Genomic DNA, 14,161 nt, shown 5'->3' with positions numbered 1-14,161 from the left:
GGATTAATAAGGCTTTTCACTGGCAAGTAAAATACACTCCTCATCCAAAAAGGGTTGGGGAGCACTTTCAATAACGACAATAGCGCGTTGGCGATGACAAAAGAAAATAGAAAGGCCTGCTTCAAAGTGACCCTCAATGGCTTTAGCTACCTGAAAGGTAGTTGTTAAGATGTTCTTTTCAATTCTAAACGGGTCTTTTACCACATAATCTCGGTTTAACCACCAAATTAAATCGATACCATCTTTGTCAGAATATTCGGCAAGTTTTCGATTTAAGGTTTCACCGCGTCTAAAGGGACGAGATTCGATACTACCCTGCCAATTCTTTTTATAAGGCAGTACCACCATTTCTCTAGCTTGCAATAATTTAGTTAAGTCACCTTTTGGCTCGGGCAGGTAAACTATATTATTGCGGATTTTAGGGCCTTTGCCATCCATATCGCCGTATAAATTGGCATAAAACTTAGATAAGCCAAGCGCTGCGGCATTGGTTGAAGTCCGACCTTGCTGGTACTTTGTCGGGCTACTTTCAGGCTCTTGTGGCACAGCGGCGACAGTCGCTTCTTTGGCAGTTATTGTGCTTTCATCAACCTTGCCTAAGGAGGCATCAATGGACAGCAAAAAGTCTTGGTTGGCAAAAAAGCCCCAAGCCAGTACGGTCAGGAAAAGTCCTAAGATAATGTTTCGCAGCCAAAAGTTCATCGGTTAATCAATACCTTTGTATTCATTACTTTAATTATAGTGAAGTTAGCTTACTTTACGCAAAGTTTAATGTTTATACAACTGTCCTCTATATTTCCCCTTAAGGCATTCATAGCAGAAGGGGCGTTAGCTTATTAATAATATTAATAAACAGTTAGTTATATAATGAGGCATCTTCTGGGTTAGGTCTGGTCTTAAATCGTCTATGTAGCCACATATACTGTTCGGGCTGAACCATAATCGCTTTTTCTAGCGCTTGGTTTATGGTGATTAAGTCTTGTTGGTCATTTTTGGTTGGAAAGTTTTCTAGCGGTGAAATCTCAACGGTGTAGCCACTATCATCGGCATTTCTCCGCGGAATCATCATCATGGTTTTAGTGTTTCTCTTACGGGCAAACATAAGGGTACCGGTTGTGGTTGCCGTTTCTTTTACCGCAAAAAATGGCACAAACAGGCTTTTATTACGGCCGTAGTCTTGATCGGGTAGGTAGGCACAAGCCTCTTTATTATTCAGTGCGCGTAGTAAGCCTCTAACATCGCGCTTGCCTAACATGTATTTATTAGACCGTGCCCTACCTCGGTGCTGAAAAAATTCCATTAACGGGTTGTTATGGGGGCGATAAAATACCACTAAAGGATTGTCAATTCCTGCACCTCGAGCACACATTTCTAAGCTTAAGTTATGCATGCCTAAGACCAGTACACCATTACCTTGTGCTTGTGCCGAGGTTATATGGTGGGCACCAATAACTTTTACTTTTCTTGCTATGCGCCAATTTGGCCACCACCAGCCCATACCCGTTTCAAATAAGGCGATACCAGTATTTTCAAAGTTCTTTTTTAAAATACGCTGCAGTTCTTGTTCGTCTTTTTCCGGAAAACATAGTCGTAAATTAGTCAGGGCAACATGTTTTCTTTTTGAGGCAATGTTAAAAAATAATCGACCTACAACCCGCCCCATGGCGAGTTGTAATTTGAACGGCAGCCAAGAGATGCTGTAAAGGATAAAAACAGCTAGCCAAGTTAACCAGTATTTGGGTAATAAAAAAGATAACTTAAAGTTAGGTTGCAACATGTTATTTTTGCTCAATGTATTTCTCTTTTGATCTTTATTTTAACTATGTTTGATTATACGCAAGTTAGTTTGTCTTGGGCAATGAAGTTATTTAGTACTTAGCGGTACTTAAGCGGGCTTATACCGTAGAATAGCGTCATTAGACTAATCATGGGTATTTAGAGAGTTTTTGATGACAACAGTGGTTAACCAAGAGGTAAGCAATAGCGAAATTGAGCTTATTATTGGCAATTCAAAACGGAATTTTTCCGGCATTACTTCAACTATGTTGCAAGTGGTCGCTTACCAAAAGGATATGATGCCATTACGTATCATGGGAAGAAATAACTTAACTGATACCAGTTTAGCCATTAGTTTTTGGCAAGTAGTCAAAATGTGTCAACGTCCTTTAGCCAATGGTAAATTTCGTATTTTTCATGCCCGTCGTGTTGATGAAATGATTCAAGGTGTGGTGTTAAAATACCTTTTTAGAGCCAAAATAAAGTTGGTTTTCAGCTCAGCTGCTCAGCGAAAACGCGCTAGCTTTACCTGCTGGTTAACAAGACGTATGGATGCGGTTATTGCCATGTGTAAAGCCTCAGCCAGCTATTTAGAAAAACCGCCCAGTGCCGTCATTTATCATGGTGTAAATACCAGTGCTTATGTGGCGAGCAAGGATAAACAACAAGCTTGGCAAACACTTAACTTATTAGCGCCCAACCAAACAAAAGGTAAGCGCGGTATTGCGATTCTTGGACGCGTGAGAAAACAAAAAGGCGTCCACCTTTTTGTGCAAAGCTGCATTGCAATATTAAAAGACCATCCTGATTATACTGCGGTTATTGTTGGTGGTATTGCCGCTAAACATGAAACATATGCCCAAGAGCTACGTGATAGCATTGCTAAAGCTGGCTTGTCTGAACGGATAGTATTTGTTGGCGAGCAGGACTTCGCTGATATTCCCAAAATATTTAGCAGCTTATCACTTGTGGTTGCCCTGAGCGAAAGTGAAGGTTTTGGTTTAACTATTCTTGAAGCCATGAGTAGTGGTGCAGCGGTACTTGCCAGTGAAGCTGGCGCATGGCCAGAAGTCATACGTCAAGGGATTGATGGTTATGTGGTACCGGTAAATGATTTGGTGGCAGTGACCGATAAAATGGCCTTGCTACTGAGTGATGAAACTAAGCTTGCTCAAATGGGCCGCTCTGGTCGTCAACGTGTTGAACAACATTACTCTGTTGAACGAGAAGCGAAAGAGCTGACTAGATTCCTTAAAGCACTGGTGTAACCTTAACTCGGCATTAGCAAGGTAATAAAGACAAAAAAGCCCTAAGCAAAGGTATTGCTTAGGGCTTTTTTAATGGCTGCATAAACTAGTGTTTAGTTATAAGTACCATAAAACTAATTAACTGCCATTAAACCGGAGTTAATAGCCGTTAAATCTTCATCGGTAATGGTACCAGCCGCACGTTTCAGTAATAAAACGTTTTGAATATAGGCATAACGAGTCGATGATAAGTTACGTTTAGCGTTATATAAATTACGGGTACTATCTAAGACATCAACTATGGTACGAGTACCGACCTCAAAGCCTGCTTCAGTCGCTTCCAGTGCTTTTTGGGCACTTAATACCGATTGCTCATACGCTTTTATCGCAGAAATAGCAGCAATAACGGTATTGTAAGCATTACGTGTGGTACGGACAATCTTGCGGTGGGTTAATGATAAATCTTGGCTAGCCAGGATAAAGCGACTTTGTGCTTGACGCACTGAGCTTTGAATGGCGCCACCCGAGTAAATAGGCACATTTAAGGTAATACCTACCGAGTAATTATCGAAATAAGGGGTTTCATCAAAGTCTTGATTGAAACCCAGAGCCTCAACACTGGTTTGACTTTTACCACTGCCCCAATTACCGTTTAGACTTAAGGTTGGATAATGACCTGCACGAGCAATATTAATACTGTCTCGCGCAATATCAATACCGACTCTAGCGGTAATTAAGTCAAGGTTTTTAGCTTCGGCGGTTACTTGCCATTCATCAGCACTATTAGGTATAGGTGTGCTAGTGCTAAAACGCTCAGTATTTAAGACACTGATATTTCTGGGGTAAGTATTGGTAATTACCCGTAACTCTTCTTCTGCTTGGAAAATGGCATTTTCTGCGCGAATTTCTTCGGTAACGGCATTATCAAATTGCGCTTGGGCTTCATAAACATCAGTTATTGCCGTTAAACCAACTGAAAAACGTTGCTTGGTTTGTTCTAGCTGGCGAGCAATAGCATCTTTTTCTGCCGTGGAAAATACAAGGTCATCCTTGGTACTTAACAAGTCGAAGTAAGCTTTAGCTACGCGAATGATTAAAGTTTGTTTGGCAACTTGATAGGTTAAATCACTTTGATGGGCTGTTTTTTTAGCGTTATCTAAACGCAACCAGCTATCATGATGATAAAGTTGCATATTTAAGTTAGCACCAAAGTTGGTTACATCAGTATTGGAGGTAGCATCATAGACAACCACATTAGAGTCCCCTAGTTGAGACTGTTGTGATTCACGCTCGCTAATGGAAATTCCACCAGTGGCGTTAATTTGTGGTAGTAATATTGCTCGGGCTTGCTCAATATCTTCTTTTACTATCATAAACTGAGCTTGTGCTTTAAGTACCACAGGATCGTTTAATAGAGCTTGCTGATAAACGGTAAGTAAATCATCGGCTTGGGAATGTGTACTGCTAAAAGCAGCGGTTATCGCAATAATTAGGGTGCTTAGTGTTCTTTTCATGAGTAAGGAATTCCTTGGGTGTATTACTCTTATTATTCATTTATGGGTATTCGTTGGTAGGGTATCCTACATGGATTTTTAAATTAACCAAATAAAATAACTGTTTACTAGTGTAACAAATTATTTTTTGAACGAGATATTGAATGACAATTAATAAAGATAAGCCCTTAGCTATGCTGCAATTCGATAATGAGCAGGTGTTGGTGCACTCTGTTGAAACCAAGTATCAGGGCTTTTTTAAAATGAATGAATATACCCTGCAGCATAAACTTTTTTCAGGGCAGCAAAGTCAGAAATTTACCCGGGAAGTTTTTGAGCGTGGTGATGCTGTCGTTGTTATGCCTTATGATGTCAAGCAAGATAAGCTGCTGTTAATAGAGCAATTTCGTGCTGGCGCCATCAGGGGAGAAGATAGCCCGTGGTTATTAGAGTTTATTGCTGGTATGTTTGATGAAAACGAAAGTCCAATCGAAGTCGCCATACGAGAAGCTAAAGAGGAAGCTAATATCAGCCTTAGTGCCGATAACTTACAACCGATCATGCAATACCTTTCTAGCCCTGGCGGTATGAGTGAACGTATTCATCTCTATTTGGCACATTTTGACAGTAATAAAGTTAATGATGGCCAAGTTTATGGCTTAGACGCAGAAAATGAAGATATATTGTTACACCTTGTCAGTCGCACTAAGGCGCTAGACTTATTAGCCCAGGGTAAAATCACTAACGCCGCTACAATTATCGGGTTACAATGGCTGGCAATGAACTATCAATCACTTTCTCCTAAAAGTTAGTGGTACTAAACCTGCTCGTAATAAAAGCATCAGTAAGAGGCAGCTATGAGTTTTTTTCCTAACCGAGCCTTGGTTAACGGGATTAGAAAAAATTACCAACCTAACTTAGTTAGCTTGATGAGCTTATGTGCCAACAATTACATGTTATTACTGAAAGTATTAGCGGATAAGTCAGCGCTTGGTGAAGTGCGTCATTTTTTTATCAGTGACTTGCTCTCCTATAAGGTAACAATAACAGAGGTCACTCCTTATACTTCAGTCATTGATTTTGAGCAGGAAAGCTTACATCATTCGCTTAAAAATATTGCCAGTGTTGTTGCCAGTGCACTGCATCCACGTATGACTATTCGTTTGTACCATGATGCTCGTATGGCGGAAGTACTTGCCACGCAAGACATTAGGCAAGTAAAACCGCGTTACGATTACCCCAATAGTCAAATGCACCAGCAAGATGAAAAGCAGCAAACTAATCAGTTTTTAAATGAGTGGTTACATTTATGTTTGCGTTTAGGGCAAGTGAATGTTGAGTTGCATTCTTAAATTAGGGCATGTTAACTTATGAACTTGACTGAAACTGATTCACCCGAAAATAAACCCATCGTTTTGGCGCAAATAAGTGATAGTCATTTGTTTTCATCAGTCAATGGCCTGCACCATGGCCATAATGTTCTGGCCAACCTAAGAAAAGTATTATTGAGTATCTGTCATAACCGACAAATAGACTATGTCATTTTTACCGGTGATTTGACGCAAGATCACAGCGAACAGTCCTACCAAAATTTTGTTGATCTCGTTCATGAGTGTGGTATTGCGGTACCTATATATTATCTGGCGGGTAATCACGACGAGCCTGAACTACTAGCTCAATATTTTTCTGCCGCGCCGTTTACCTCTGACACTACAATTGACCACCCGCATTGGCAAATTCAACTTCTTGATAGCAAAAGTGCAACACCTGCAGGTTATGTCGCTGAGCAAGCTTTAGTGAAATTACAAAAGGCTATCAAAGCAGATAAACATCAGCTCGTTATGATGCATCATCATCCTATAGACGTGGGTTACTTTATTGATAAATATGGTTTGCAAAATAAAAGCGCTTTTTGGCAAGCCATTGATGACTTTGACAATATTAAAGCGATTGCCTGTGGACATGTTCATAGTGCTATGCAACTCACTAAGCAAGGTAAACAAGCAGTTAAAACAGTCCATCTTGCCCCCGAAAAATCGACACCGGCTAAAGCGCCGGTAACTCTGTATACTTGCCCAGCAACATCAATACAATTTGATCCTAGCGTCGATGGTGTTGCCGCTTTGGCTAAAGGCCCGGGTTATCGGATTTTTTATTTATACCGCAATGGCCAGCTTGATAGTGATGTTATTAACTTATAAAACAGTGATTTATAAAGTAGGCTTTAGTAAATGTCAGCGTTATGGTAACTTTTCTAGGCAGGACAGCTATTTAATAATTAAAAATGCTTAATCATGAAAACGTAATAATGCAAAAAAACATCCTCTATATTCATGGCTTTAATTCTTCGCCTTTATCGCTAAAAGCCGAACAAACCCGTCATTACTTAGCCAAAAACTATCCAGAGGTCGGTTTTTTCTGTCCACAATTAGCGTCCACACCCGCTAAGGCTATTACTCAATTAGAGCAACTTATTGAACAGCACAATTATCACAGCCAATGGTATTTAATCGGCTCATCGCTAGGTGGCTACTTTGCCAGTTATCTGGCAGAAAAATATCATTATTTAGCAGTGTTAGTGAATCCGGCGATAACACCCGATGAATTACTGCATGACTATATCGGTGAACAAGTTAACCCCTATACCCAAGAAGTGTACCAGGTGACCGCAGAGCATATGCTGCAGCTAAAAGCATTAAAGCAAAGTGCGCCAACAATTGCTGGTCAGCAAAAAAATAATTACCTAGTTATGGTACAAACGGGGGATGAAGTGTTAAATTACCAACAAGCTGTGGAAAAATATCAACATTGCCGATTAATAGTTCAAAGGGGGGGTGATCATAGTTTTATCAATTTTGATAAATGCTTAGCCACCATAACTGACTTCTTTCAACTTGATTAACCACTAATAAAATGAGCATTGCACTAGCTGCCGTCGCTAATGCAAATACTCGCAACACCAGACCTTTTAACCGCGATTAAATTGAGTTTCACATGACTGACCAATACAATTCCGATTCCATTGAAGTACTCAGTGGCCTAGAACCAGTTCGCCGCCGTCCGGGCATGTATACCGATACCACACGACCCAATCATTTAGGTCAAGAGGTTATTGATAACTCAGTGGACGAAGCACTTGCGGGGCATGCAGAAAATATTAGTGTTATTTTATACCAGGATCAGTCACTTGAAATAATTGATGATGGTCGCGGTATGCCCATCGATATTCATCCGGAAGAAGGTGTCTCCGGGGTTGAACTTATCTTTTGTAAACTGCACGCGGGTGGTAAATTTTCTAATAAAAGCTATCAGTTTTCAGGGGGGTTACATGGTGTAGGTATTTCCGTAGTTAATGCCTTGTCAACTCGGGTTGATGTCAGTATTAGACGAGACGGTAAAGTCTATGAAATGGCCTTTGAAAATGGCGATAAAGTTGAAGAGCTGCACGAAACTGGCACGGTAGGAAAACGTAATACCGGCACCAGTGTTAAATTTTGGCCCGATGCTAGCTATTTTGATACTGCTAAATTTTCGGTTCGTCACCTGACCCATTTACTTAAAGCTAAAGCGGTATTATGCCCAGGCTTAACCATTAAGTTTCATGACAAAATTGAAGATAAAAAATACCAATGGTGTTATGAATACGGTCTTACCGATTATCTACAAGATGCAATAAAAGACTATGTTTCCTTACCTGAACAGCCTTTTATTGGCAGTTTTACCTCTCAGCATGAAACGGCCGATTGGGCGGTTACTTGGTTAACAGAAGGTGGCGAAGGGGTCGGGGAAAGTTATGTTAACTTAATTCCAACTATTGTTGGCGGTACCCATGTTAATGGCCTGCGCCAAGGGCTGCTTGACTCGATGCGTGAATTTTGTGAATTTCGTAATATTTTACCGCGTGGGGTAAAATTAACCCCAGATGATATTTGGGATAAATGTAGTTATATCTTATCTATTAAGATACAAGATCCACAATTTGCCGGACAGACTAAAGAACGATTATCGTCCCGTAAATGTGCCGCCTTTGTTTCTGGTGTGGTAAAAGATGCTTTTAGTTTGTGGCTTAATGAGCACACCGATAAAGCGGAAACACTGGCAGAATTTTGTATCAGTAACGCGCAAAAACGCATGCGAGCCAGTAAAAAAGTAGTCAGAAAAAAAATCACCTCGGGTCCTGCTTTACCCGGTAAATTAACCGATTGCAGTAGTCAAGACCTAGCCAGAACTGAGCTGTTTTTAGTGGAAGGTGACTCTGCTGGCGGTAGTGCTAAACAAGCACGCGATCGTGAATTTCAAGCCATTATGCCGTTGCGAGGTAAAATATTAAACACCTGGGAAGTAGACTCAGCGCAAATATTAGCATCGGAAGAAGTACATAATATCTCAATAGCTTTAGGGATTGATCCTGACAGTGATGACTTATCAGAGCTACGTTATGGTAAAATTTGTATCTTAGCGGATGCCGATTCGGATGGACTGCATATTGCCACATTATTGTGTGCCTTATTTACTCAACATTTTTACCCACTAGTACAACAAGGTCATATCTATGTTGCCATGCCACCTTTATATCGTATTGATATTGGTAAAGAAGTCTTTTACGCCTTAGATGAAGCAGAAAAAGAAGGTATTCTCGATAGACTTGAATCCGAGAAAAAACGCGGTAAAGTTAACGTACAACGCTTTAAAGGCTTGGGTGAAATGAACCCCTTGCAGTTACGTGAAACCACTATGGATCCTAATACGCGTCGTTTAGTACAACTTACGGTAGATGATCACAGTAAGACCATGGAATTGATGGACATGTTGTTATCGAAAAAGCGCGCCGGTGACCGTAAAGCATGGTTACAAAGTAAAGGTGATATGGCGATTGTTTAAAACTTAGCTTTAAAACTTAGCTTTATTACTTAACAAACAAACAAACAAACAAACTTAACAAAAGAAACGAGAGGGAAATCAAATGAGTACTGAGTCTATGCCCGGATATTTGGCGGGAGCCAATAGTGATCCTTTAATGATCGTCATGACTATTATCCTCGTGGTAGGCGTCTTGCTTGCGGGTGTTTTATATTTCAAGTTACACGCCGTGCCTGAACATCTTGCCCACGGAAAAAATCATAGTCAAATACAGCTTATCACTGTATTAACTATTTTAGCTTTATTCACCCATAACAATATCTTTTGGGTGGCAGCCCTAGTATTAGCAGTGGTGGAGGTACCTGATTTTTTAGCGCCACTGAAATCTATGGCCAAGTCGTTAGAGATAATTGCTAAAGCTAAAGATGGCACAGCACCACAAGCCCCTGAGCAACAAGCACCAGAGCAGAAAAACTCAGTAGAGCAAGTACCCGGACAGCAAGTGATTAATAAGGAGAATAACTAACATGTTTGAAGTTTTTTTATGTTCACTTATCACCATTTTACCGGATTATTTATTTAGAAAATATCGCCAAGGCAAGACCTGGGGCAAAGAAATAACCTTTTTTACCATGTGGTATGAGCTGCGCTGGGGCATATCTGCCTGTGTTATTTTAACTATATCACTGGTTACGTTAATCTTTTATTACCACCCCTCTACTTCTAATGCTACGCCCATGTTTCGCACCGTCTCGATAATGCCAGAGAGAGGTGGCCGAGTGCAGTATGTTTTTGTTGAGAATCATCAAAAAGTGAAAGCGGGAACTGCGCTGTTTAGCATGTATGATGAATCGCAAGTAGCCGCTATTGACAAAGCGGATGCAAAAGTAAAACAAGTGGAAGCAGAGTTTTCTACCGCCAATGCTCAATTGGTTATAGCTATGAGTAATGTCGAACAAGCTAATAGTTCTTATATGCGGGCAAAAAATGAATATGATCGCAAGAAGAAGTTATCGCTCAAAGGGATAAATATTATCAGTGCCAGTGAAGTGCAGAAAATGGCTGATACCGTAGCCATCAATAAAGCGGGGTTATCTGCTGCGAAAGCTAATCAAGCATCAGCACAAGCGGTCATTGATATCGTCTTACCGGCTAAAAGAGCCAGTGCTCTGAAAGAGTTAGATTCGTTCATTGTTGATAAGGCTAAACGCACAGTTTATGCCCATATTGATGGCGAATTGCAACAATTTGCTTTGCAACCGGGCGACTTTGTTAATCCTATGATTCGCGCTGCGGGGATCTTAGTACCAACTTCTGGTGCAGCTTCCGGAAAAGAAGCGGTACAAGCGGGCTTTAATCAATTATCGGCGAATGTCATTAAGGTGGGTACTTTTGCAGAAATCACCTGCCTGTCTAAGCCTTTCATCATTATCCCGATGAAGGTAGCAAGCGTGCAGAGTGTTATTGCTACCGGGCAAATCAGAGCCGTTGAGACCTTATTGGATATACAAGAAAGAGCAAGACCTGGCACACTGACGGTAAAACTTGTGCCTTTATATGAAGGTGGACTCGATGGGGTTATCCCGGGCACAAAATGTATTGCTAATGTTTATAGCTATCATGATGAATTAATTAACAGTGGCACACTGAGCACAATCGAGTCAGTCTATTTTCACATGGTTGATGCGGTCGGGGTTGTTCATGCCATGATATTACGAATACAAGCCTTGTTGCTGCCAGTTAAGGGCCTAGTCTTTTCAGGTTAACAGTTAACCTACCTTAGCCTGAGTGGCTTATAAGGTTGGCATCCCAGAGTCTCTAGCAGCAATGTCGCAATAAAAAGCCCTCTTTTATGAGGGCTTTTTTATGACTTTAGTATGGACATTGTTATAGAGCAAGCACGCTAAAATGAGCGCACATAATTAAGTATTTAAATTAAGTTGCTATACATATGAAAAAACATATGTATTATCTAGGGCAATGAACTGCCCAGAGTAAGTTCGAGTTAACGAGACAGAAATAATGATCACTACTACAAAACGAGTTACAGAAAGTGACTGCTTATTATTTTTTAAAGCAATGGCCGATGATACACGCTTGAAGATCATATTATTGTTGAGGTATGAAAGCGAATTGTGTGTTTGTGAGCTAACTCATGCGTTGCAATTATCCCAGCCAAAAATATCTCGCCATATAGCCTTATTAAAGCAACAGCAGTTACTCAGCGAACGAAAGTCAGGTCGTTGGGTCTATTATTCTCTGGCCAAGTCTCTTTCGCAATGGAAGCAAGCAGTGATTCAAAATTGTTTTGAGGAAAACTTGCCGGTGATCGATGAATGTCTGCAAAATTTAGCCGTGATGGGCGAACGACCGGACCGTGTGCAACAGTGTTGTAATTAAATCAGCTAGTTTAGTGAATAATAGGAAAAACAAATGACAATAAAAGTAGGTATCAACGGCTTTGGCCGTATGGGCAGATTAATTTTACGCGCCGCATGGCATTGGCCAGAAATAGAATTTATCCAAATTAACGATCCAGCTGGTGATGCACCAACACTGGCTCATTTGCTTAATTTTGACTCTATTCATGGCCGTTGGCAATATGAAGCGACAGCAACCGCTAAGCTAATGTACATTGAAGGAAAAACCCTGCACGTTAGCCAAAATGAGGGTCTCGCTGAAACCGACTGGTCAGGGTGTGATATTGTTATTGAAGCTTCAGGTGTGATGCGCGATAAAGCTAAGTTACAAGCCTACTTTCTTCAAGGAGTAAAAAAAGTATTGGTTACTGCGCCAATGAAGATAGCGCAAGATAGCTCAGGTAATATTTTAGATAAGGATATAGTAAATATTGTTATGGGCGTTAATCAGCAACTTTATCAAGGTGAGCAGCATAGTATTGTTACTGCCGCCTCATGTACCACCAATTGTTTAGCGCCAGTAATTAAAGTATTGCAAGATAACATTGGTATTAAACATGGCAGCATGACTACCATTCATAATGTTACCAATACCCAAACTATTTTAGATGCCCCTCACAAAGATTTACGCCGTGCAAGAGCCTGTGGCCAGTCGCTTATTCCTACCACAACTGGCTCGGCAAAAGCCATCACTGATATTTTCCCTGAGCTAAAAGGCAAGTTAAATGGTCATGCGGTGCGAGTGCCACTGGCAAATGCCTCATTAACGGATTGTGTTTTTGAAATGCAGCGCGATGTGACTGTTGAGGAAGTAAATCAGTTAATGGCGGATGCTGCTGCAGGAGAGCTTAACGGTATTTTAGGTTATGAGGAAAGGCCATTAGTGTCGGTGGACTATAAAACCGATACTAGATCCTGTGTCGTTGATGCTTTATCAACCATGGTGATAAATGGTACTCAGCTGAAGATGTATTTATGGTATGACAATGAATGGGGCTATGCTAATCGCAGTGCCGAGCTAATGAAAATTATTGCCCTCAGTTTAACTGATATTAACGAATCATAGTTTGCAGTCATTGAACTCCTTGCCTAACCCGGTAAAACAATACCTAGTTATCACGGCTAATTATTGGGCTTTCACCTTAACCGATGGCGCGTTGCGCATGTTGGTGTTGTTGTATTTCTATCAGTTAGGTTATAGCCCATTAGCCTTAGCTAGCGTATTTATACTTTATGAAGTTTTTGGTGTTATCACTAACCTTATTGGTGGCTGGCTTGGTGCACGCATAGGGTTAAATAAAACCATGTTCATTGGTCTGCTGATACAGATACTCGCTTTAGCACTGTTAACAGTGCCAAGTGAGTATTTAAGTATTACCTATGTCATGTTTGCTCAAGCGTTGTCGGGCATTGCTAAAGATCTTAACAAAATGAGTGCTAAGTCGAGTATTAAATTACTGGTAGCCAACTTGGATAGTGCGCAAGGACAAAGTAAACTCTTTCAATGGGTGGCTTTACTGACGGGGTCAAAAAACACCTTAAAAGGTGTCGGTTTTTTTCTCGGCGGATTATTGCTTACTCTTTTTGGCTTTCAAAACGCCTTGCTATTGATGGCTAGTGCCTTAGCCCTTGTTGCCTTAAGCACTTATCCTATGCTGCGTGGCAATATCGGTAAAACGCGTTATAAAGCAAAATTTAGCCAGTTATTTTCAAAAAATGCCCCCTTAAATTATTTATCTGCAGCACGATTATGCCTGTTTGCCGGTCGTGATGTCTGGTTTGTCATTGCCCTACCTGTTTATTTGGCCAGTCAATTACAATGGCAACACCAAAATGTAGGCACTTTGCTTGCCTGTTGGATTATTTTTTATGGCATCATTCAAGCTAATGCGCCAAAGCTGCTCGATATTTTAACCGCCAAGGCAGCACAGAATCGCTGTCAACAAGCAGGTTTTTGGTCAGTATTACTGGCACTGGTTACCTTGCTTTTATCTGTTGCTATTTACCTTTTTCCGCAAAGTAATGCCGTGTTAATCGTAGGTCTATTTATATTTTCTGCTGTTTTTGCTATGAACTCATCACTGCATAGCTATCTTATTGTCGCTCTTGCCAGAGATGAAGGTGTCTCCATGGATGTTGGCTTCTATTATATGGCTAATGCCATGGGCAGACTGTTAGGTACAGTTCTCTCTGGTGTTATTTATCAGCAATTTGGCCTGTCAGCCTGTATGTTTTTTGCTTTTGTATTTATTTTATTGGCCAGTTGTTTTGTTCGAAAAGTAGCATAAATAGTTAAAAATTACGGTTTAACTCTAAGGCTAAATCGTTTTATACTGCCTTAACCGCTCTAATCGTTTTGCTGCCT

At 40.7% G+C, this 14,161-nt stretch carries 14 protein-coding genes; 11 read left to right on the top strand and 3 right to left on the bottom strand.

What is annotated here, in order from left to right:
• Positions 1-3 precede the first annotated feature (3 nt).
• Both CMT41_RS14375 and lpxL read right to left on the bottom strand, forming a co-directional pair.
• Positions 4-702 carry a TcpQ domain-containing protein gene (locus tag CMT41_RS14375; protein ID WP_058027659.1) on the bottom strand — a complete coding sequence of 233 codons (699 nt, stop codon included), beginning with the start codon at positions 700-702 and terminating at the stop codon, positions 4-6.
• A gap of 154 nt (positions 703-856) precedes the next feature.
• Positions 857-1,777, bottom strand: a complete 921-nt coding sequence (gene lpxL / locus CMT41_RS14370; protein ID WP_058027658.1) for an LpxL/LpxP family Kdo(2)-lipid IV(A) lauroyl/palmitoleoyl acyltransferase — start codon at positions 1,775-1,777, stop codon at positions 857-859.
• A 172-nt stretch (positions 1,778-1,949) separates the two neighbouring features.
• Here lpxL and CMT41_RS14365 point away from each other — a divergent pair, with 172 nt between their 5' ends.
• Positions 1,950-3,044: a glycosyltransferase family 4 protein gene (locus CMT41_RS14365; protein WP_057182018.1), complete on the top strand. Its 1,095-nt coding sequence runs from the start codon at positions 1,950-1,952 to the stop codon at positions 3,042-3,044.
• 113 nt (positions 3,045-3,157) lie between these two features.
• On the opposite strand, the gene tolC is transcribed toward CMT41_RS14365, so the two are convergent.
• Positions 3,158-4,537 carry an outer membrane channel protein TolC gene (tolC, locus tag CMT41_RS14360; RefSeq protein ID WP_058027657.1) on the bottom strand — a complete coding sequence of 460 codons (1,380 nt, stop codon included), beginning with the start codon at positions 4,535-4,537 and terminating at the stop codon, positions 3,158-3,160.
• Between the two features lie 143 nt (positions 4,538-4,680).
• Here tolC and CMT41_RS14355 point away from each other — a divergent pair, with 143 nt between their 5' ends.
• The 10 genes from CMT41_RS14355 to arsJ all read left to right on the top strand — a co-directional run bounded on the left by CMT41_RS14355 (position 4,681) and on the right by arsJ (position 14,084).
• Entirely contained in the window at positions 4,681-5,328 is a 648-nt protein-coding gene (locus CMT41_RS14355; RefSeq protein ID WP_082606570.1) for an NUDIX domain-containing protein, read from the top strand.
• Between the two features lie 45 nt (positions 5,329-5,373).
• Positions 5,374-5,868: a DUF1249 domain-containing protein gene (locus tag CMT41_RS14350; RefSeq protein WP_057182015.1), complete on the top strand. Its 495-nt coding sequence runs from the start codon at positions 5,374-5,376 to the stop codon at positions 5,866-5,868.
• An 18-nt stretch (positions 5,869-5,886) separates the two neighbouring features.
• Positions 5,887-6,717, top strand: coding sequence for a metallophosphoesterase (locus tag CMT41_RS14345; RefSeq protein WP_058027656.1), 831 nt, complete (start codon positions 5,887-5,889; stop codon positions 6,715-6,717).
• A gap of 107 nt (positions 6,718-6,824) precedes the next feature.
• Entirely contained in the window at positions 6,825-7,418 is a 594-nt protein-coding gene (locus CMT41_RS14340; protein ID WP_058028242.1) for a YqiA/YcfP family alpha/beta fold hydrolase, read from the top strand.
• 92 nt (positions 7,419-7,510) lie between these two features.
• Positions 7,511-9,397, top strand: a complete 1,887-nt coding sequence (gene parE / locus CMT41_RS14335; RefSeq protein WP_058027655.1) for a DNA topoisomerase IV subunit B — start codon at positions 7,511-7,513, stop codon at positions 9,395-9,397.
• An 82-nt stretch (positions 9,398-9,479) separates the two neighbouring features.
• A complete protein-coding gene (locus CMT41_RS14330; protein WP_057182008.1) occupies positions 9,480-9,902 on the top strand; it encodes a hypothetical protein in 423 nt (140 codons plus the stop codon).
• Position 9,903: 1 nt separating this feature from the next.
• The gene (locus CMT41_RS14325) at positions 9,904-11,142 is read left to right on the top strand and encodes an HlyD family secretion protein (RefSeq protein WP_058027654.1); all 1,239 of its coding nucleotides are present in this window, start codon (positions 9,904-9,906) and stop codon (positions 11,140-11,142) included.
• A gap of 256 nt (positions 11,143-11,398) precedes the next feature.
• Positions 11,399-11,776: an ArsR/SmtB family transcription factor gene (locus CMT41_RS14320; RefSeq protein WP_057182127.1), complete on the top strand. Its 378-nt coding sequence runs from the start codon at positions 11,399-11,401 to the stop codon at positions 11,774-11,776.
• Positions 11,777-11,809: 33 nt separating this feature from the next.
• Complete coding sequence (locus CMT41_RS14315; RefSeq protein ID WP_058027653.1) at positions 11,810-12,862, top strand: ArsJ-associated glyceraldehyde-3-phosphate dehydrogenase; 1,053 nt, start codon at positions 11,810-11,812, stop codon at positions 12,860-12,862.
• 1 nt (position 12,863) lies between these two features.
• Positions 12,864-14,084, top strand: coding sequence for an organoarsenical effux MFS transporter ArsJ (gene arsJ, locus CMT41_RS14310; protein ID WP_058027652.1), 1,221 nt, complete (start codon positions 12,864-12,866; stop codon positions 14,082-14,084).
• Positions 14,085-14,161 lie beyond the last annotated feature (77 nt).

This window comes from Colwellia sp. MT41 (genome assembly GCF_001444365.1).
GTDB lineage: Bacteria > Pseudomonadota > Gammaproteobacteria > Enterobacterales > Alteromonadaceae > Colwellia > Colwellia marinimaniae.
Note: the sequence above shows the minus strand (reverse complement) of the source record. Positions and strands in the feature narration are given on the sequence as shown.